Origin of the sequence: Micromonospora wenchangensis (assembly GCF_002210435.1) — a bacterium.
GTDB lineage: Bacteria > Actinomycetota > Actinomycetes > Mycobacteriales > Micromonosporaceae > Micromonospora > Micromonospora wenchangensis.
Map to the genome: position 1 here is coordinate 1 of NZ_MZMV01000019.1, position 17565 is coordinate 17565.

Sequence of the window (17565 nt, forward strand, 5' to 3'; positions counted from 1 at the left end):
GCGACGGTCGACCCGTCGCTACCGTTGCCGCCGGACGACGACGAGAAGGCCGCCTACCGGCACCGCCGGCTGCCGGTGCTGATGATCGCCTCGTTCGTCAGCTTCACCGGGCTGCTCACCAGCCAGTTGCTCTTCGTCCGGATGGCGCCCTGGCTGCTGGCGCTGCTGCCGCTGTTCGGCTTCACCGTCCTCTACTACCTGATCTCGGCGACGGTGAACATCGGCACGCCCGGGTTCGACCTGGACCGGCACCGCCGGCTGGTCCGCGACTTCCAGCCGCCCGTGCACCCGTCGGTGGACGTGTTCCTGCCGGTCTGCGGCGAGGCGACCGAGGTGCTGCGCAACACCTGGGAGCACGTCAGCCGGATGGTCGACCACTACCCGGGCCGGGTGCACGTCTACGTGCTCGACGACTCGGCCACCGACGAGCGGGAGGCGATGGCGCTCGCCTTCGGCTTCGTCTACCAGCGCCGCCCCAACCGGGGCTGGTACAAGAAGGCCGGCAACATGCGGTACGCATACCAGCGCACGCTGGGCGAGCACATCCTGGTGCTGGACGCCGACTTCACCCCCCGGCACGACATGCTCGACGAGATGGTGCCCTACCTGGCCGCCGAGCCGGATCTCGGGATCGTGCAGTCCCCGCAGTACTTCCGGGTGCACTCCGGCCAGGGGTGGCTGGAGCGTGGGGCCGGGGCGGTGCAGGAGCTGTTCTACCGGATGGTGCAGGTGTCCCGGCAGCACCACGAGGCGGCGATCTGCGTCGGCAGTTGCGCGCTCTACCGCCGGGAGGCGCTCGACGCGATCGGCGGTTCCACCCTGATCGAGCACTCCGAGGACGTGCACACCGGGTTCGACATGCGGCGGCGCGGCTGGCGGCTGCGCTACCTGCCGGTACCGCTGGCCACCGGGCTGTGCCCGGCCGACGTCAACTCGTTCTTCACCCAGCAGTACCGCTGGTGCGCCGGCTCGATGAGCCTGCTCGGGTCGACGAAGTTCTGGAACACCCGGATGCGGCTGCGTACCCGGCTGTCGTACCTCTCCGGGTTCTGTTACTACCTGCACACGGCGCTGTTCACCTTCGTCGGCCCGCTGGTGCCGATCGTGCTGCTGGCCTGGTTCCCGCAGTCGGTGGCCCCGGCGAACTACCTGTGGATCGTGCCGAGCCTGGTCTACAACCTGGTGGTGTTCCCGCTGTGGCACCGGTGCGCGTACCGGGTGGAGGCGTGGACCGTGAAGATGATCTACGGCTGGTCGCACGCCTTCGCCATCTGGGACCTGCTGCGCGGGCAGAGCATGGGCTGGCAGCCCACCGGCGGCACGGGACGGAAGAACAGGACGGGTCGACTGTGGTGGGGAATGGCCGTCTGCACGGCGGGCAGCGGAGCACTGTGGACCGGCCTGGCGGCCCACCGGATGATCACCGACGACCTGTGGACCTTCGCGCCCGCCTTCCTCGGTGGCGCGTTCTACCTGGCCGTCGCGTTGCAGGCGCTGCTGGTGAAGCCGGCGCGGGACATCCGGCCGGAGCGTTCCCGGTGACCTCCCGCCAACTGTTCACCATCGTCACGCTGTTCGTGATCGGGGTGTTCGGCTACGCCGCGCTCGCACCCAGCCCGGCCAGCCGTCCGGCCCGGTTCGCCACCGAACCCAGCGCGTCGCCCTCCCCCACCGGCCCGCCCCCGGCGTACGACGTCCGCCCGCTGGTCCAGCCGCAGGGCCGCTACCTGGGGGTGGCGCTCAGCGGCGCGCCGCAGGACATGAGCCGGGTCGACCGGTTCGCCGACCTGGTCGGCAGCAAACCCAACATCATCACCATCTACGAGAGCTTCGACGACGAGTTCGCCGCCGCCGAGGTCCGCCGGGTCCACCGGTACGGCGCACTGCCGATCGTCCGTTGGGAACCGTTCAAGGCGAAACTGAAGGACATCGCCGCCGGGCGGCACGACCCGTACCTGGTGGAGTTCGCCGTCGCGGTACGGCGGCTCAACCTGCCGGTCGCGCTCACCATCGCGCACGAGATGAACGGCCACTGGTACTCCTGGGGCGCGCACGACAACACCGCCAAGGAGTTCGTCGCCGCCTGGCGGCACATCCACGCCGTCTTCGCCCGTGCCGACGCCACGAACGTGATCTGGACCTGGACCCCGAACGTGGTCAACCCGGTCCCGTCGGTGAAGCTCGCCCCGCTCTACCCCGGCGACGCGTACGTGGACTGGGTCGGCATCGACGGCTACTTCACCAGGCGCGGCGAGCAGACCTTCGACGAACTGTTCGGCCCGACCATCACCCAGGTCCGGAAGTTCACCGCCCGGCCGCTGCTGATCGTGGAGACCGGGTCCGAGCCGGGCGCGATGCGCCGCCGGGCGGTCGACGAACTCTTCACCGCCCTGCGGAAACGACCCGACCTGCTGGGTTTCGTCTACTTCAACCAGAAGGGCTCCGGCGACTGGGTGATCGACTCGGACCGGCCGGCGCTCGCCGCGTACCGGTCCGGGACGGCGGCCGACCCCCGGATCGGCTTCCGGGTCAACTGACCCGGGCCGCCCACCCACGGGCCCCGGGGCGCTGCGCCGGGTTCCTATGATGAGGGCGGCCCGCCGTGGGCGGGCCGAACGGGTCAACGCGTCTGGGGGGCAGCCGGAGATGACCGGAGCACCACGGCCGGCACGCGCCGCACTCCGGCCGGACGACCCCGCCGCCCGCGTACACCTGGCACCCCGCCGCCGGCCCGGCCGGATCGGCGAGTTGCACGTGCTGCAACTGCTCCTGCTGGAGGCGGTGCTGCTCGGCGTCCTCGCCAGTGGACTGTTCGGGATGCCGGTGCTGGTCGTCGCCGCGCTGTGCGGCGTACTCCTGCTGACCGTGGTGTTCCTGCGCTCGCGGGGCCGCTGGTGGCTGGAGAAGCGGGCGCTGGCCCGGCACCAGCGGCGACGGGCCGCGGCGGCGGTACCGGTCGCCGCCGACCCGGGGTTGGACGCCCTGCAACGACTCGCCCCCGGCCTGTCGGTGGGCACCGTGACGATGGCCGACGGCACGCGGATCGGGGTGGCCCGTGACGACGCCGGCTGGTTCGCGGTGGCCGCCGTCGACGGCTCCGGACCGACCGGTGACGCGCCGGCCGGCCTGCCGCTGGACGTGCTGGCCACCGCGCTGGCCGAGTCCGGCCAGCCGGGCACCGTGCTCCAGGTGGTGACCAGCACCGTGCCGGCCGGCGGCCCGACCGACGACCCGTCCGCCCCGGCGCGGGAGTCCTACCGGCAGTTGCTGGCCGGCCTCGGCGGCACCCCGGTCCCGGCCGGTCGGTCGACCTGGGTGGCGGTCCGGCTGGACGCCCGCGCGCTGGCCGAGGCGGTCGGCGACTACGCGGTCGACCTGGGCGTCGCCCCCTCGGTGGTGGCCGCGCTGGCCCGCCAGACCGGCAAGTCGCTGCGCCGCAGCGGGGTCGAGCACCGGCTGTTGGACGCGCACGGCCTGCTCGCCGCCGTCGGCCGGTCCTGCGGCTTCGCCCCCGGCGTCCCGGCCGGGGTCCGTGAGGAGTGGTCGGCGTGGCACTGCGGCCCGCTCGCGCACCGCTCGTTCTGGATCCGCCGCTGGCCGTCGGTCGACCGGGCGGCGGCCATGCTCGGCTGGCTGGAGACCCTGCCGGCGTCGCTGGTGACGGTGTCGTTGACGGTGGCCACCAACGGGCCCGGTGCGGATCTCGACCTGCGGGGCCTGGTCCGGGTGAGCGGGCCGGCGGAACTGCTGCCGCAGTTGTGCGGGCCGGCGGTCGACGGGGTACGACAGGCCGGCGGGGAACTCTTCCCGCTCGACGGCGAACACGGCCCGGCGGTGTACGCGTCGGCACCGACGGGAGGTGGCGCGGGATGACCGGCCCTGGCGACGAACGGCGTACGGCGGTGCCGGCCACCTTCGGCACCTCCCCCGACCAGCCGGCCGGACCGTACCGCGACCCGGCCGGCGGGCCGTACCCGCAGGTGCCGGCCGGTGAGCCGGACCCGTCCGGAGGACCGTATCCGCAGGGGCCGGCAATCGCCGGTGGGTACCCGGGCGGGGCGGTCGCCTCGGCCGCCGTACCGCCGCCGGTGGCCGCACCACCGGTCACCGCGCCCCCGGCCGCCACGGACGCGCCGGTGCTGGGTGCGCCCCGCGCCCGGGTCGACGCGGAGGCCGGGGCCGACGCGGCCGGTACCGCCGCCGCGACCGCGCTGGCCACCGCCGACCCGCTGACCCGGGCCCTGGCCAGTCCGCTGGCCGCCCCGGAGAGCCATCCGTCCGTTCCCCCCGGCCCGCCGCCGGCCCACCGTTGCGAGGTCGGGGACGCGACCGGTCGGGGTGCGCCGTCCGGTCGGCTGCCCCGGCTGCGGATCGGCACCCACGCGGTCTCCCCGGCGGCGCTCGCCCGGCTCAGCCCGAGCCCGCTCCCGGCCGGTCTGGTGCTCGGTGCGGACCGCCGTCGGGCGGCGGTCACCATCCGGTTGTTCCGCCCGGAGCCGACCCGGGTCGCCCTGGTCGGCGGGGTGTGGGCGGGTCAACTCGTCGCCTTCCGGGCGCTGGCCCTGGGTGCCCGGGTCGTCGTGCTCACCACCGAGCCGACCACCTGGGCCGGGTTCGGCCCCGCGGCGCTCGGCCGGGCCGCCGGCCGGGTCGAGGTACGCGCCGACGACCGGCCGGTGCCCACCGACGGCAGCCCGCAGCAGCCCACCCTGATCGTGCGCGACCTGCCGTCCGGCGTGACCCGCCCGACCGCCTCCGGGGCGGCGGCCCCGGGTTCGTGGCAGGCCGAGCTGACCGTGTTGCGGCGGCTCGATCCGGGCAACGCCCCCGCCCTGCGGGACAGCGACCTCTGCGTGTTGCAGCGGCTCTCCGCCGACGAGTCCGTGACCGCGCAGCAGGCGCTGCGGCTGCCGCCGGACAGCAGCCGGTTCCTCCAGGTGATGGCCGACGACATGCTCAGCCTGGTCGGCGGCGGCGCGGACCGGCACCTGTGGATCAGTCAGACCCCGGTCGAGCAGCATCTGCTGGGCGTGCCGCGGCGCTGACGAGCAGCCGCGCGAGGCGCTTCTTCCGGCCGTTCTCGCGGACGATCCAGGCCACGTCGCCGTCGTCGACGGCGGCCAGCGCCCGGAACGCCGGCAGGCCACCGGCCGGATCGGCGGCCACCGCGACGCTCCAGCAGTAGCCCAACGCCTGCCGCAGCGCCCGGACGCCCTCGTCGCGGCGCTGGTCGGCCGGCAGCTCCGCGAGGGCCGTCGTCGCCCGTTCGCACAGGGCGACGGCGCGGGCGGCGGCCTCCGCAGCGGTCAGCAGGCGCGGTTCGCACACGGCCGCGACGGCCGCCCGCCGGACCAGCGGGTGCGGGTCCCCGACCCAGGCCGTGCCGAGGTCGAGCAGGCGCGGCAGGTCGGCGTCGGCGAGCCGCTGCAACGCCAGGGCCACCGCCTCGCGTACCCGCCAGCGGGGGTCGGTCGCGTGCCCGTGCAGGCGCGCCTCGATGCGCGTACGGGCCCGTGCCGGCGGGCCGTCGGCCAGCAGCCGACCGAGGCCCAGCACACCGCAGAAGACCAGGTACTCGTCGTCGGTGGCGAGCAGGCTGTCGAACGTGTCGGGCCCGCCCTCGTCGGCGACGGCCTGGGCGAGTTCGAGGTTGGCGCGCGGCCCCGGCAGCCCCGAACGCTCCCGCAGGTACGCCGGCCACCCCGCCGGCCCGCCCGCCCGCAACTCGGCCCGGTACTGGTCACGGCGGCTCACCAGCGCAGCGTAACCCGCCCGATTCCCACGCGGAGTCGCCCCGACACGCGGACCCTCGGGTGGCAGGTCCCGCCCGTCACCCAAACGGGTCGTACCCTCACGTTGTGCTGCTCTGCTACGTCGACGAGTCGTGCACCGCCCGGGTCTACTGGATCGGCGCGTTGCTGGTGCCCGACACCGTGGCGATCCCGCTCAGCGAGGCTCTCGATCGCGTCATGGTCGACGCCGCGAAGACGTACGGAGTCCCCGCCGACGCGGAGCTGCACGGTTATGAGATCTTCCACGGCCGCAGGGCATGGTCCGGCATTCCGCCCCGGGCCCGCATCGCGGTCTACCGGTCGGCGATGGAGGCGATCGGTACACCCGGGGAGGTGGCGATCATTCTGCGTGGGGTGCAACGCGAAGGGCTGAGCAGGCGGTACCCCAACCCTCGCCCGGCCCACGAGGTCGTACTGTCGCACCTGCTGGAACGGGTGGACGGATACGCCGCGTCGAAGGCGGAGTACGCCCTGGTCATCGCGGACGAGGTGCCGGATCAGGCCGGTCACCGTGCCGACCTGGGTCGCTACCGCGTGTCGGGCACGGGTGGATACCGGTCACGCAGGCTCACCCGGATCGTCGACACGCTGCACTTCGCCCCGTCGCACGTCAGTCGCCTGGTGCAGGCGGCCGACCTGGTCACGTATCTCTTTCAGCGCTTGGAACTGCCCGGCACGGACCCGCGTACGGCACGGGTCAACGAACAACTCTGGTCGCTCGTCGAGCCACGTCGCTACCACTCGTGGTGCTGGGATCCGATGCGCAGGCAAAGCTGAGACGAATGCACGAGAGGCCCGCATCAGCGGGCCTCAAGGCGGGCGCGGGAGCCCTGCGGGCGTCCTGCACCATCCAGGCTAGCAGGCGGTTCCGGTCCTCGGGAGCAGAACCGACCGTCGGACCGACGGCCCGCTACGTCGGGGGCACCAGCGGAAGCTGGACCAGCTGGGCGCCGTGCCGGCGGGTGAACAGCCAGCCCCGGCCGGGCGGCAGCCGCTGCGGCTTGACGGTGCCGAACAGCGCGCCCTCCTCACGCGGACCGGACATCATGATGCCCGGGGAGGCGAGTTCCCTGATCCGCCCGATCACCGGGTCGAACATGGCCCGCCCGGCACCGCCGATCCGCCGGGTCAGCACCAGGTGCAGGCCGATGTCGCGGGCCTGCGGCAGGTACTCCAGCAGCGGCGCGAGCGGGTTGAGCGCCGCCCCGGCCACCAGGTCGTAGTCGTCGACCAGCAGGTAGAGTTCCGGACCCTTCCACCAGCTCCGGTCGCGTAGCTGCTCGGCGGTGACGTCCCGCCCCGGCAACCGCTCCCCCATCACCGTGGCCACCTGCTTGACCAGGTCGGCGGTGACCTGCGGGGAGGTGCCGTAGCCGATCAGGTGCTCGGACTCCACCGCGCCGAGCAGGCTGCGCCGGAAGTCGACCAGGATGATCCGGGCCGCCGCCGGGTCGTTGCCCTCGACGATGCTGCGGGCCAGCCCGCGCAGGAACGTGCTCTTGCCGCACTCCACGTCCCCGAAGAGCAGCAGGTGCGGTTCGGCGGTGAAGTCGAGGCGTACCGGCTGGAGGTCGGTCTCGGCGATGCCGATCGGGATGACGCCGCCCTGCGCGGCGGGCAGCGCCTCGTAGGGAAGCTCGGCGGGGAGCAGCCGGACGGCCGGGGCACCCGCCGACGTCCAGTGCTGCTGCACCCGCTTGACCAGGTCGGCCAGCGCGTCCGGCAGGTCGTCGACCACCGGCCGGCCGTCGAGGCGGGGCAGGCCGGCGAGGAAGTGCAGGCCGTCGGGGGTCAGCCCGTGGCCGTGCTGCTCCGGCACGTTCACCGCGGCCCGCCGGTTGATCACCGAGTCGGCGGGCTCGCCGAGGCGCAGCTCCACCTTCGCGCCGAACATGTCCCGCACCGCCGGGCGGACGTCCATCCACCGGTTGGTGGCGGCCAGGATGTGGATGCCGTAGCCGAGACCCCGGTTCGCCAGCTCGGTGACCAGGGGCTCCAGGTCCTCGAACTCGGCCCGCAGCGCCGCCCAGCCGTCCACCACCAGGAACACGTCACCGAACGGGTCCTCGGCGAACCGGCCCTCGCGGCGGGCCCGCCGGTAGGCCGCCGCGCCCTCCACCGCGTGCGTGGTGAACAACGCGTCCCGGGCCTGCATCAGCCCGTGCAGCTCGGCGATGGTCCGGCGGACCTTGTCCACCTCGCGCCGGCTGGCCACCCCGCCGACGTGCGGCAGGCCGGCCAGCGCGGCCAGGGTGCCGCCGCCGAAGTCGAGGCAGTAGAACTGCGCCTCGCGCGGGGTGTTGCCCAGCGCCAGGCTGGTGACCAGGGTACGCAGCAGGTTGCTCTTGCCGGTCTGCGGTGCGCCCACCACCATCACGTTGCCGGCCGCCCCGGCCAGGTCCAGCCAGAACGGGTCGCGGCGCTGCTCCAGCGGCTTGTCGACGATGCCGGCCACGCCGTGCAGCGCGCCGTGCCGGTCCTCGGCGGCGATGGTCAGGCCCCGCACCGGGGACACCTGCACCGGTGGCAGCAGGGCGTCGAGGGTGGGCGGCTCCTCCAGCGGCGGCAACCAGACCTGGTGGGCGGCCGGCCCGTGCCCCTCCATCCGGGCCACCAGCACGTCGAGCAGGCTCTCCCCGACGTGCTCGTCGACCGGGGCCTCCGCCGGCTCGTCAGGCGCGTCGTCGGTGGCGAGCGGGACGTAGTCGGTGGTGTAGTCGCGGACCGGGTCGATCAGCCGGCCGCCGACGGTGGGCACCCCGCCGTGCTGCCGCACCGCCCCCGAGACGTACGCGGCCTTGAACCGGATCAGCCCCTCGGTGCCGGCCTTGAGGTAACCGTGCCCCGGTGAGCGGGGCAGTTCGTAGGCGTCGGCCACGCCGAGCACCGCGCGGGACTCCATCGAGGAGAACGTGCGCAGGCCCAGCCGGTACGACAGGTGCGTCTCCAGGCCGCGCAGCCGCCCCTCCTCCAGCCGCTGCGAGGCCAGCAGCAGGTGCATGCCCAGCGACCGGCCCACCCGGCCGATCTGCACGAACATGTCGATGAAGTCCGGTCGGGCGCTGAGCAGCTCGCTGAACTCGTCCACCACGATCAGCAGGCTGGGCAGCGGGGCGAGCGGCACCCCGGCCGCGCGGGCCCGCTCGTAGTCGCGCTGCGAGGCGTAGTTGCCGGCCCGGCGCAGCAGCTCCTGCCGGCGGGTGATCTCGCCCTGGATCGCGCCGAGCATCCGGTCGACCAGGAACAGCTCGTCGGCCAGGTTGGTGATCACGGCGCTGGTGTGCGGCAGCCGGTCCAGCGCGGCGAACGTCGCGCCGCCCTTGAAGTCGACAAGCACCAGGTTGAGGATCTCCGGGCTGTGCGTGACGGTCAGCGCCAGCACCAGCGTACGCAGCAGCTCGCTCTTGCCGGAGCCGGTCGCGCCGACGAGCAGCCCGTGCGGGCCCATCCCCTCCTGCGCGGACTCCTTGAGATCCAGCTCGATCGGCCGGCCGTTCTCGTTGACCCCGATCGGCACCCGCAGCCGGCTGCGGTTGGGGCGGCTGCCCCAGGCGTCGGTCAGGTCCAGCTCGTAGGGGTCGCCGAGGCCGAGCAGGTCGGCCAGGCCCAGGTCGGTGGCGACGGCCGGCTGGTCGGCGTACGAGGCGGCGGAGAGCCGCAGCGGCGACAGCTCCCGGGCCAGCACCTCGGCCCGCGCCGGGTCGAGCGTGTCGGCGCGGCCGACCCGGGTGACGCCGTCCGTCGTGGTGCCCGAGATGGTGCCGTCGTCGGCGACGTCGAGCACCACGGAGGTCTCGTCGAGCAGGCGCGGCGGCCGGCCGGTGAGGTCGAGCAGGGTCACCCCGGCGACGCCGCCCTCGGTCATCAGGTGGTCGGAGCCGGCGACCTGCCCGCCGTCGACCACCACCAGCACGTACGGCGTGACCGCCGCCGTCGCCGTCGGGTCGAAGCGGGGTCGGTTGGCCAGCACGTCGACGAGCATCGCCTCCAGCGCCACCACGGTCGGGGCGAACAACCGGATCGGGCCCACCGCGTCCAGCTTCGTCGGGTGCTGGGCGTGCGGCAGCCACTTCGCCCACTCCCAGCCGTCCCGCCGGTCCGGGTCGACGCAGAGCGCGACCAGCAGGTCGTCGGGGGCGTGGAAGGTGGTCAGCTGGGCCACCACCGCGCGGACCAGCCCCCGTACGGCGTCGTCGGCACCGCGCAGGTACACGTGGGAGAAGTCGCGCAGCGCGATCGCCACCGGCAGGTCGGGCACCACCGAGTAGGTGGCGACGAACCGGCGCAGCGCCACCGCGCACAGCGGCTCCAACTCGTCCACCGGGCGGGTCTGCGGCGGGATCAGCGGGGTGGCGACCTCCTGCGGGCCGAGCCCGATGCGGACCACGCTGAAGTCGGCGTCACCCCGGCGACGTTCCCACAGCCGGCCACTGGTCACTGTGGACCAGAGCGAGTCCGGGTCGGGGTGCCGGTAGTGGATGGCCTCCCGCTGCTGGCGTACCGTCGCGCGGACCTGGGCGCGTAGCTGGGCGAGGCGGCGCATGTACTGGCGGCGGGCCTCGATCATCTCGCGTTTGCCGGGCCCCGACTGGTTGACCGCCATCACGGCGATCATGCCGAGGATGGAGATCCCGTACATGCCACCGACCACATAGGTCATCACCCCGCCGCGCTGCATGCCCATCATCAGGCCCATCGCCGCGGCACCCGCCGCCATCGGCAGGATCATCAGCATCCGGGTCCAGCCCCGGCCACCGGCCGCCGGCACCTCGGGCGGCGGGTCGAGGAGCACCTCGCCGGTCGGCAGCGGGGGCGCCGGCCGGCGGGGTGGACGCTTGACGACCACCAACGACGACATCTCCCCCGTACCTCCCACCACGTAGGTCTCCGGCGGCCCACTCTATCGACCGGTCGCCCCTGGCAGGGACCGCCGTCCGCGCTCGGACGGCCACCCGGCGGGCGGCGCGACCGTGCTACCTTGACCGCCGCGGCGGGCCCAGCAGACGCCGCGCGAACGCGTGGCACACGGGGAGGTGACCAGCGTGACGGCCCCGGGCGGTCTCAGTCTGGCCAGGGTGACGATCGCCGCTCCCCAGCGGCGGATGGACGTGGCGTTGCCCAACGGCATGCTCGTCGGGGAACTCCTGCCGCACCTGCTCCGGCACGCCGGGGAGGGCCTCGGCGACGTCGGCGAACAGCAGGGCGGATGGGTGTTGCGCCGGGCCACCGGCACCCTGCTCGAAGCCACCCGCAACCTCGCCGTGCAGGGCGTCCGCGACGGCGAGCTGCTGCACCTCACGCCCGGCCGCGACGAGTGGCCCGAGCTGGCGTACGACGACGTGGTCGAGGTGATCGCCAGCGGCGCGCGCCGCACCGGTCGATCGTGGAGCGACGACGCTACCCGGCGGGCCGGGCTGGCGGTCACCGCCGCCCTGCTCGGGTTCGGGCTGGTCGCGTTGATCGCGGTCGGCGCGCCGTGGCGTACCCCGGGGCTGCTGGCGCTGGGGGTCGCGGCGTTGCTGGCGGTCGTCGGGCCGGTGCTGTCGCGGGCCGTGCCCGACGCCACCGCCGGGGCCGTGGTGGCCGCCGCCGGCCTGCCCTACGCGCTGCTCGGCGGGGCGCTGCTCGGCGCACCGGACGGCGCCCGGCTGGTCGACCTGGGGGCACCGAGCCTGCTGCTCGGCTCCGCCGCGCTGCTGGTCTTCGGCATCGTCGGCTACGCGGCGGTGGGCGGGGTGCAGCGGCTGTTCATGGCCGGGGCGGCGGCCGGGCTCACCGGTGTGCTGGCCGCGCTGCTCTGCTACGCCGGGGTCTCCCCCGCCGGTGCGGCGGCGGCCACGTTGACCACGGTGATCGGTCTGCTGCCCGGCTATCCGCTGATCGCCGGCTGGCTGGGCAGGCTGCCGGTGCCGGAGCTGCCCGACCGGCCGGAGGAGATCCTGACCGACCGGCCGGTGCCCGAGCGGGCGAAGGTCTTCGTGACCGTGGCGCGGGCCACCGAACTGCTCACCGGGATGCTGCTGTCCGCCTCGGTCTGCGGCGCGCTGGCCATCGCGTTCCTGCTGACCGCGGACCGCACCCCGGCCGGCGCGCTGCTGGCGCTCTGCGGCGCCGGCGCGCTGCTGCTGCGGGGACGGCTCTTCCCCACCCCCGCACAACGGGTGCCGCTGCTGGTCAGCGGCCTGCTGGGGCTGTCGTCGCTGGCGGTCGCCGCGCTGCTGGGCACCGCGCCGGGCGGTGGCCGGGTGCTCGTCTGGCTCGGTGTGGTCGCCGCGGCGGCGCTGACGCTGGTCGCCGGGCTGGTCTACAGTCGACGCCGGCCGTCGCCCTACCTGGGTCGGGCCGCCGACATCGCCGACGTGATCGCCATCATGGCGTTGATCCCGCTGGCCTGCGCGGTCATCGGCCTGTTCGGGGCGATCCGGGGGATGTTCGCCTCGATCGGCGGGTGAGACGACGATGACGACGCGGCGGGACCAGCTCCAGTCGTACCAGTTCATGACCCAGCGGGTGATGTCGGCGTTCGTGATGCGCGAGACCGACCCGCAGCAGTCGCCGCTGCGCCGGGGCATCGGCGCGCTCTTCGGCGGGCTGATGGTCGCCGTCCTGGTCGCCGCCGGGGTGGGCATCTACGGGCTGCTCACCAAGGTCGGCGGGAACAGTTGGCGGCAGCCCGGCGCGGTGGTGGTCGAGAAGGAGAGCGGCGCGACCTACATCTACCTGGACGGACGGCTGCACCCGACGCTCAACTACGCGTCCGCGCTGCTGGCCGCCGGACGCCCCGGCACCCAGGTGGTACGCGTCTCGGCCAGCACCCTCGGCGCGGTGCCGCGCGGGGTGACGATGGGCATCCCGAACGCCCCCGCCTCGCTGCCGGCCGCGAACCGGCGGGCCGGTCTGCCGTGGACGGTCTGCTCCACCCCGACGACCGACGACACCGGCCGTACCACCGACACGGTGACCCTGGCGTTGGCCGCCCGGCCCGCCGGTGGGCGGGGGGTCGGCGACGACGGGCTGCTCGTCAAGGACGCCACGCTGGGCATGAACTACCTGGTCTGGCACGGTCGCCGGCACCTGGTGCAGGGCTCCCGGGTGGTCGTGCCCGCCCTGTTCGGGGCGGTCACTCCGACCCCCGTCGGCACCGCCTGGTTGAACGCGCTGCCCGCCGGGGTGGACCTCGCCGCGCTTCCCGTCGCCGACCGGGGGAAGACCTCCCGGGAGGTGTCCGGGCGGCGCAACGGCGACGTGCTGGTCACGCAGACCGCCTCCGGCCCGCAGCACTACCTGGTGCTCGCCGACGGGGTCGCCCCGATCACCCCGGTGCAGCAGGCCATCCAGACCGGCCAGTCGGGGCGGCAACCCGTCCCGGTCGCCGTCTCCGACGTCACGTCGCTGCCGAAGAGCCAGCGGGTCCCCCGCCCCCCGGACCGGGGCCAGCCGCCCGCCACCCCGCCGAAGCTGCTCGGCCCCGAGCCGGGGCAGCAGATCTGCGCCGCCACCGCCGACGCCGGCACCCCGCCGGAGTTGACCGTGGGCGGCACCCTGCCCGACGCGGACCGGGCCGCACCTACCGGTTCCGTCTCCCCCGACGGCATCCCGCTGGCCGACCGGATCGCCGCCCCCGCCGGCCGGGTCACCGTGCTGCGACTGCTCGGCAGCCCCGGCGCGTACAGCATCGTCACCGACCTGGGCATCAGGTACCCGGTGCCGTCCGCCGAGGCGTTGCGCCTGCTCGGCTACCCGGCGGAGGGGGCGCTGACGGTGCCACCGAGCCTGACCATGCTGGTCCCGACCGGCCCCACCCTGGACCCCCTGGCCGCGGTCCGCCCCGCGCCGATCACCACCGGCGGCTGACCGCCGACCGTCCGCCGTGGTGGGTCAGCGGCCGGGTGTCGGATCGTCGAAGAGCTGCACCGGCGGGCCGGGTTCGGTCGGCGGCGTCGACCGGGCGGGTGCCGGCGCGACGGCCGCCCGCCACCGCCGACGCCGCACCCGGGGCAGGGTCAGTGCGACGGCGCACACCACCAGCACGGTGGCGAGGGCGAGCGCGGTGCCGGCCAGGGCGATCCGCCGGCTCTCCCGTACGGCCGGGTCGGTGCGGTCGTCGGCGGGCCGGAACCGGGGCAGCGGGGCCGGCCGGGCCTGCGGCAGCAACTGGTCGTTGACCGCCCCGTACGGGTTGACCGTGCCGTGGCCGTACTCGGTGCGGTCGGCGCCGGGGACCGCCGTCACGGTCAACAGCCGGACCAGTTCGCTGCGCGGCGCACCGGACCGCTTGGCGAGGGTCAGCGCCCCCGCACCGGCCACGAAACCGCAGGCCAGTGCGGTGCCGTCGGCAGCCTCGACCAGTCCTTCACCACGCTGGGTGGTGGTCACCGCCACCCCCGGCGCGACCAGGTCCAGGTACGGCCCGTACTGCGACTTCGGCCAGCGCCGCCCGTCCGGTCCGATCGCCCCGACGGCGAGCACCTCCGGGTAGGCGGCCGGATAGGACGCCGGGTTGCCGTCCCCGCCCCGGTCACCGCTGGCGGCCACCACCAGGACGCCCCGGTCGACGGCCCGCCGCACCGAGGCCCGCAGGGTCGCGGCGTCCCGGTCGGCGGCCACGGTCACCGCGACCACCCGGGCACCCCGGTCGACGGCCCAGTCGATGCCCCGGGCGAGCACCGCCGGGTCGACCGGGGCGGCACCGAACGCCCGGTCGTCGACCACCCGTACCGGCAGCACCCGGGCGCTCGGCGCGAGTCCCGCGAACGGTGACCCGCCGGCCTGCCGGGCGACGATCAGCCCGGCCACCCGGGTGCCCTGCCCGGTGCAGTCGGTGTCGGCCGGGCCGCTGCCCCGGACCGCGTCGAAGCCGCTGCCGACCCGCCCCCGCAACTGCGGGTGGTCGGCGTCCACCCCGGAGCCGAGCACCGCGACGGTCACCCCGGCCCCCTGGCTGAACGGCCACACCTGCTCCGGGGCGAGCACCTGCTGCGCCCACGACGGCGTGCCGACCTGCCCGCCTGCCGGCGCGCAGTCGGGTGCCGCCGTGGCGGGCCGCACCGGGCCGGCCAGGTTGGCGGCGACCAGCCCGACGACGAGCCCGACCGCCACCTGACGCACCCGGCCGGATGTCACCCGACGTCGCCCCCGTCGGGCCCGGTCGGGGGTCGTCGGCAACCCGACGGCAGGAGGGCGACCGCCCGTACCGGTCCGGTCGTCCGGTTGCCGGTGGACCGGCTCGTACCCCGTCATGTGTTCCTCCGTCCCGGCCTCACGCCGCCGGTTGCCGGCGGGCGGGCGGCAGCGCCGACCCGGTCCGCCCGTCGTCGACCCGGCCGACCCGGCCCCCGGCCACCGCGTCGACGGCCAGGTCACGCAGCGACCCGGGGACCGCCCGCAGGGCGTGCCAGAAGACGCCGAAGCTGTCGGCGCAGCGGTGCAGCAGCCGGTCGGCCACGTCGGCGGCGGTGTCGTCGTCGCGGGCCCGGGGGTCGTCGTCGTCCCAGTACCAGACCGATCCCTCGTCGCCGCCGGCCACCCGGACGGCGAGCAGGCCGCCCTGCACGTGCCCGACGGCCAGGAGGTCGGCGGTGAACCGGTCGGTGAACCAGGCGTTGGCGTGGCATAGGTCCTGCATCCAGTCGGCCCGGACCACGCCGAACAGCGGCTGGTCGACCACGAAGCCGAACCGGGGGTGCACGGCCGGCCAGTCCGGCCAGCCGCCGTTGGTGCGGGCCAGGAAGTCCCGGTAGCCGGCCGGCAGGGTACGGCCGAGCCGCTGTTCGACGCGGGCCACCGCCTGCGGGGTGAGCCGTTGGGCGAACCGCAGCGGCGGCGGGGTGGCGGTGTCCACCGGCAGGCCGCGCCGCCGGTGGTCGGCGTCGCCGGTGCTCACCCCGCCCAGGTGCCGCAGTGCCGCGTGCAGTTCCGCCGGCACCAGCGCGACCCGCCGGCTACGCGCCAGGTGCGCCCAGACCCACCCCGCCGGGGTACGCCCCGACGCCTGCGGATCGGCCGGGTCCGGCACCGCCAGGTTGGCGGTGAGCACGTCCAGCACCCGGGCCTCGTCCACCCCGATGCCCGGCGGCAGCGGCGGCAGCTCGACCACCGCCCGCGCGTACGGCGTCCAGTCGGGAAAGCCGTACGGGTCGACCGGCACGCCCTGCCGGTAGCGGACCCGCAGCATCGGCGCGACCGGGTGGGCCACCCCGAAGGCGTACCGGGCTGCGGGGACCGGCCCGCCCCCGCTCACCGGCCCCACCCGTCGGGGGTGCTCTCGTCGGGGGTGGGCCAGAGCAGGAGGAACGGGACCTGGTCGGCGGGGACGGTGACGCCGGCCGGGGAGTCCGGGTCGACGGCCAGCGCGTGCCCCGGCGGCCAGACGGTGAGCAAGGCGGCCATCGTGGCCCGCAGGCTCGGCGTGCCGTCCGGGTAGGCCCGCGCGAAACGTTCCGGGGCGGTGAACACCTCGATCACCGGCGTCTCCTCCGCGCCGACCGCACGCCACGGGAAGTCCGGGTCGACCAGCCGGGCCGGGTCGGACACCGGGGCGGCGGTGGGGAGCACCACCAGCGCGTCGAGCAGCGCGTCCAGGTAGCCGACGGAGTCACCGCGCTCGGCCGCGTCCCGCAACAGCACGGCGGTGTCCGGCCCGTCCGCCGGACCGGGGGCGGGAGCCGGTGGGGCGAACCCGGCGGCCGGGTCGTCCGGCCCGTCGGCCGCCGCGGCGGCGATCTCGTCGTCGGCCGCCGCCTCGGCCAGTTCGGTGAGCAGCTCCGCCCCGGCGGGCACGGTCAGCTCCCCGTCCGCCGCCGCCCGGACCGCCTCCACCGGCAGGTACGCGTCCAGCGGGGTGCCCGGGTTGACCGCCAGCCGCCAGCCGGCCACCGGCCACCGCTCGCACAGCTCGTCGTACCCGGTCACGGTGTACGCGTCGGCGACCCCGGCGACCTGCGGCGCCATCGCCTCCAGCGAGGTGAACACGGGCAGGAACGGCGCTCCGAAGAGGTCCATCGTGACGAACCGCTGCCCGCCGTCGGCCGGGTCGTCGTCGCGCACCTGCGGAAGGAACAGCTCGGCCCGGGTGAGGATGCGGAAGAACCCGGTGCGGTCGTCGTCGCGCGCCGCGCGCAGCAACGCCCGTTCGGTGTCGTTGGCCGGCTGCCACGACTCGTCCACGACGGGTCTCCCTCCCTGCCCGGTGCCGACCTGAGCCTAGCGATGTCCCGGCGGCGGGCGGGACCCGCAGCGGGCGCACGCTAGGCTACGGGCCGGTCGCCGTCCGCCGACGTTCCGCAGGAGGTTCCATGCGACGTGTCGTCGCGGTCGCCGCCCTGGCCGCCACTGTGGCCGGTTGTTCCGCCGGCCCGCCGCCCGCCCCGGACCCGGACCCGGTGGAGCACGTGGTCACGCTCACCGTCGAGGTGGTCGGCGGCGGGGGTGGGCTGTTCGGGATGGCGGTCACCTGGGGGCACAGCAGGTTGGAGACACAGTCCGCCACCAGCCTGACCTGGGCCTGGTCCCACGCGGTGACGCTGCGCTATCCGGACGTGGAACGGGTGTGGGTGTCGGCGACGCCGCAGGTCCGGCCGGGGGTCGACGAGCGGTTGGCGTACGCCGGCGGGACCCCGACGCTGCACTGCACGATCCTGTTCGGCGACCGGCTCGTGCAGGACCAGAGCAGCATCTCCCCGACGTGCGAGGCGAACCTGTCGGCCAGCCCACCGGCAGGCAGGGCCCCCACCCCCGCGCGGCCGTCGGGCGGCACCGCCGACTGACCGCGTCC

Annotated in this window: 13 protein-coding genes; 8 read left to right on the plus strand and 5 right to left on the minus strand. The window is 75.1% G+C overall.

Annotated elements, in window-relative coordinates; all coding sequences use genetic code 11:
* The 4 genes from B5D80_RS13480 to B5D80_RS13495 form a co-directional block, all read left to right on the plus strand.
* Positions 1-1542, plus strand: a 1542-nt coding sequence (locus B5D80_RS13480; RefSeq protein ID WP_211291483.1) for a glycosyltransferase family 2 protein, incomplete at its 5' end; no start/stop codon positions are given.
* Positions 1539-2537, plus strand: coding sequence for a glycoside hydrolase family 26 protein (locus B5D80_RS13485; protein WP_088644205.1), 999 nt, complete (start codon positions 1539-1541; stop codon positions 2535-2537). The genes B5D80_RS13480 and B5D80_RS13485, both read left to right, overlap by 4 nt.
* A 109-nt stretch (positions 2538-2646) precedes the next feature.
* A complete protein-coding gene (locus B5D80_RS34795) occupies positions 2647-3873 on the plus strand; it encodes a type VII secretion protein EccE (RefSeq protein WP_158224168.1) in 1227 nt (408 codons plus the stop codon).
* A complete protein-coding gene (locus tag B5D80_RS13495; RefSeq protein WP_088644207.1) occupies positions 3870-5045 on the plus strand; it encodes a hypothetical protein in 1176 nt (391 codons plus the stop codon). Before B5D80_RS34795 ends, B5D80_RS13495 begins: the two co-directional genes overlap by 4 nt.
* On the opposite strand, the gene B5D80_RS13500 is transcribed toward B5D80_RS13495, so the two are convergent.
* On the minus strand, positions 4996-5754 hold the full coding sequence (locus B5D80_RS13500; protein ID WP_088644208.1) for a PBS lyase heat domain-containing protein repeat-containing protein: 759 nt from the start codon (positions 5752-5754) through the stop codon (positions 4996-4998). The genes B5D80_RS13495 and B5D80_RS13500 overlap by 50 nt on opposite strands.
* A gap of 104 nt (positions 5755-5858) precedes the next feature.
* Between B5D80_RS13500 and B5D80_RS13505 the strand changes: the two genes are divergently transcribed.
* Positions 5859-6569 carry a DUF3800 domain-containing protein gene (locus B5D80_RS13505; protein WP_088644209.1) on the plus strand — a complete coding sequence of 237 codons (711 nt, stop codon included), beginning with the start codon at positions 5859-5861 and terminating at the stop codon, positions 6567-6569.
* Between the two features lie 133 nt (positions 6570-6702).
* Here B5D80_RS13505 and eccCa read toward each other — a convergent pair whose 3' ends face one another.
* The gene (gene eccCa / locus B5D80_RS13510) at positions 6703-10650 is read right to left on the minus strand and encodes a type VII secretion protein EccCa (protein WP_088644210.1); all 3948 of its coding nucleotides are present in this window, start codon (positions 10648-10650) and stop codon (positions 6703-6705) included.
* Positions 10651-10867: 217 nt separating this feature from the next.
* Here eccCa and eccD point away from each other — a divergent pair, with 217 nt between their 5' ends.
* Both eccD and eccB read left to right on the plus strand, forming a co-directional pair.
* Entirely contained in the window at positions 10868-12244 is a 1377-nt protein-coding gene (eccD, locus tag B5D80_RS13515) for a type VII secretion integral membrane protein EccD (protein WP_245854532.1), read from the plus strand.
* 7 nt (positions 12245-12251) lie between these two features.
* Positions 12252-13646 (plus strand): type VII secretion protein EccB, encoded by a 1395-nt coding sequence (gene eccB / locus B5D80_RS13520; protein WP_088644212.1) that lies wholly within the window; start codon positions 12252-12254, stop codon positions 13644-13646.
* 24 nt (positions 13647-13670) lie between these two features.
* On the opposite strand, the gene B5D80_RS13525 is transcribed toward eccB, so the two are convergent.
* The 3 genes from B5D80_RS13525 to B5D80_RS13535 all read right to left on the minus strand — a co-directional run bounded on the left by B5D80_RS13525 (position 13671) and on the right by B5D80_RS13535 (position 16958).
* The gene (locus B5D80_RS13525; protein WP_158224169.1) at positions 13671-14891 is read right to left on the minus strand and encodes a S8 family serine peptidase; all 1221 of its coding nucleotides are present in this window, start codon (positions 14889-14891) and stop codon (positions 13671-13673) included.
* Positions 14892-15051: 160 nt separating this feature from the next.
* Positions 15052-16032, minus strand: a complete 981-nt coding sequence (locus B5D80_RS13530; protein WP_245854534.1) for an SMI1/KNR4 family protein — start codon at positions 16030-16032, stop codon at positions 15052-15054.
* On the minus strand, positions 16029-16958 hold the full coding sequence (locus tag B5D80_RS13535; RefSeq protein ID WP_088644214.1) for an SseB family protein: 930 nt from the start codon (positions 16956-16958) through the stop codon (positions 16029-16031). Before B5D80_RS13535 ends, B5D80_RS13530 begins: the two co-directional genes overlap by 4 nt.
* Before the next feature lie 128 nt (positions 16959-17086).
* On the opposite strand from B5D80_RS13535, the gene B5D80_RS13540 reads away from it, so the two are divergent.
* Positions 17087-17557, plus strand: a complete 471-nt coding sequence (locus B5D80_RS13540; RefSeq protein WP_088644215.1) for a hypothetical protein — start codon at positions 17087-17089, stop codon at positions 17555-17557.
* The last annotated feature ends 8 nt before the right edge of the window (positions 17558-17565 follow it).

What these genes read in the sequence shown, in the direction of transcription:
- B5D80_RS34795 (WP_158224168.1), top strand. Translation starts at nt 2,647, where the DNA reads ATGACCGGAGCACCACGGCCGGCACGCGCCGCACTCCGGCCGGACGAC.
- B5D80_RS13495 (WP_088644207.1), top strand. Translation starts at nt 3,870, where the DNA reads ATGACCGGCCCTGGCGACGAACGGCGTACGGCGGTGCCGGCCACCTTC.
- eccCa (WP_088644210.1), bottom strand. Translation starts at nt 10,650, where the DNA reads ATGTCGTCGTTGGTGGTCGTCAAGCGTCCACCCCGCCGGCCGGCGCCC.
- eccB (WP_088644212.1), top strand. Translation starts at nt 12,252, where the DNA reads ATGACGACGCGGCGGGACCAGCTCCAGTCGTACCAGTTCATGACCCAG.
- B5D80_RS13540 (WP_088644215.1), top strand. Translation starts at nt 17,087, where the DNA reads ATGCGACGTGTCGTCGCGGTCGCCGCCCTGGCCGCCACTGTGGCCGGT.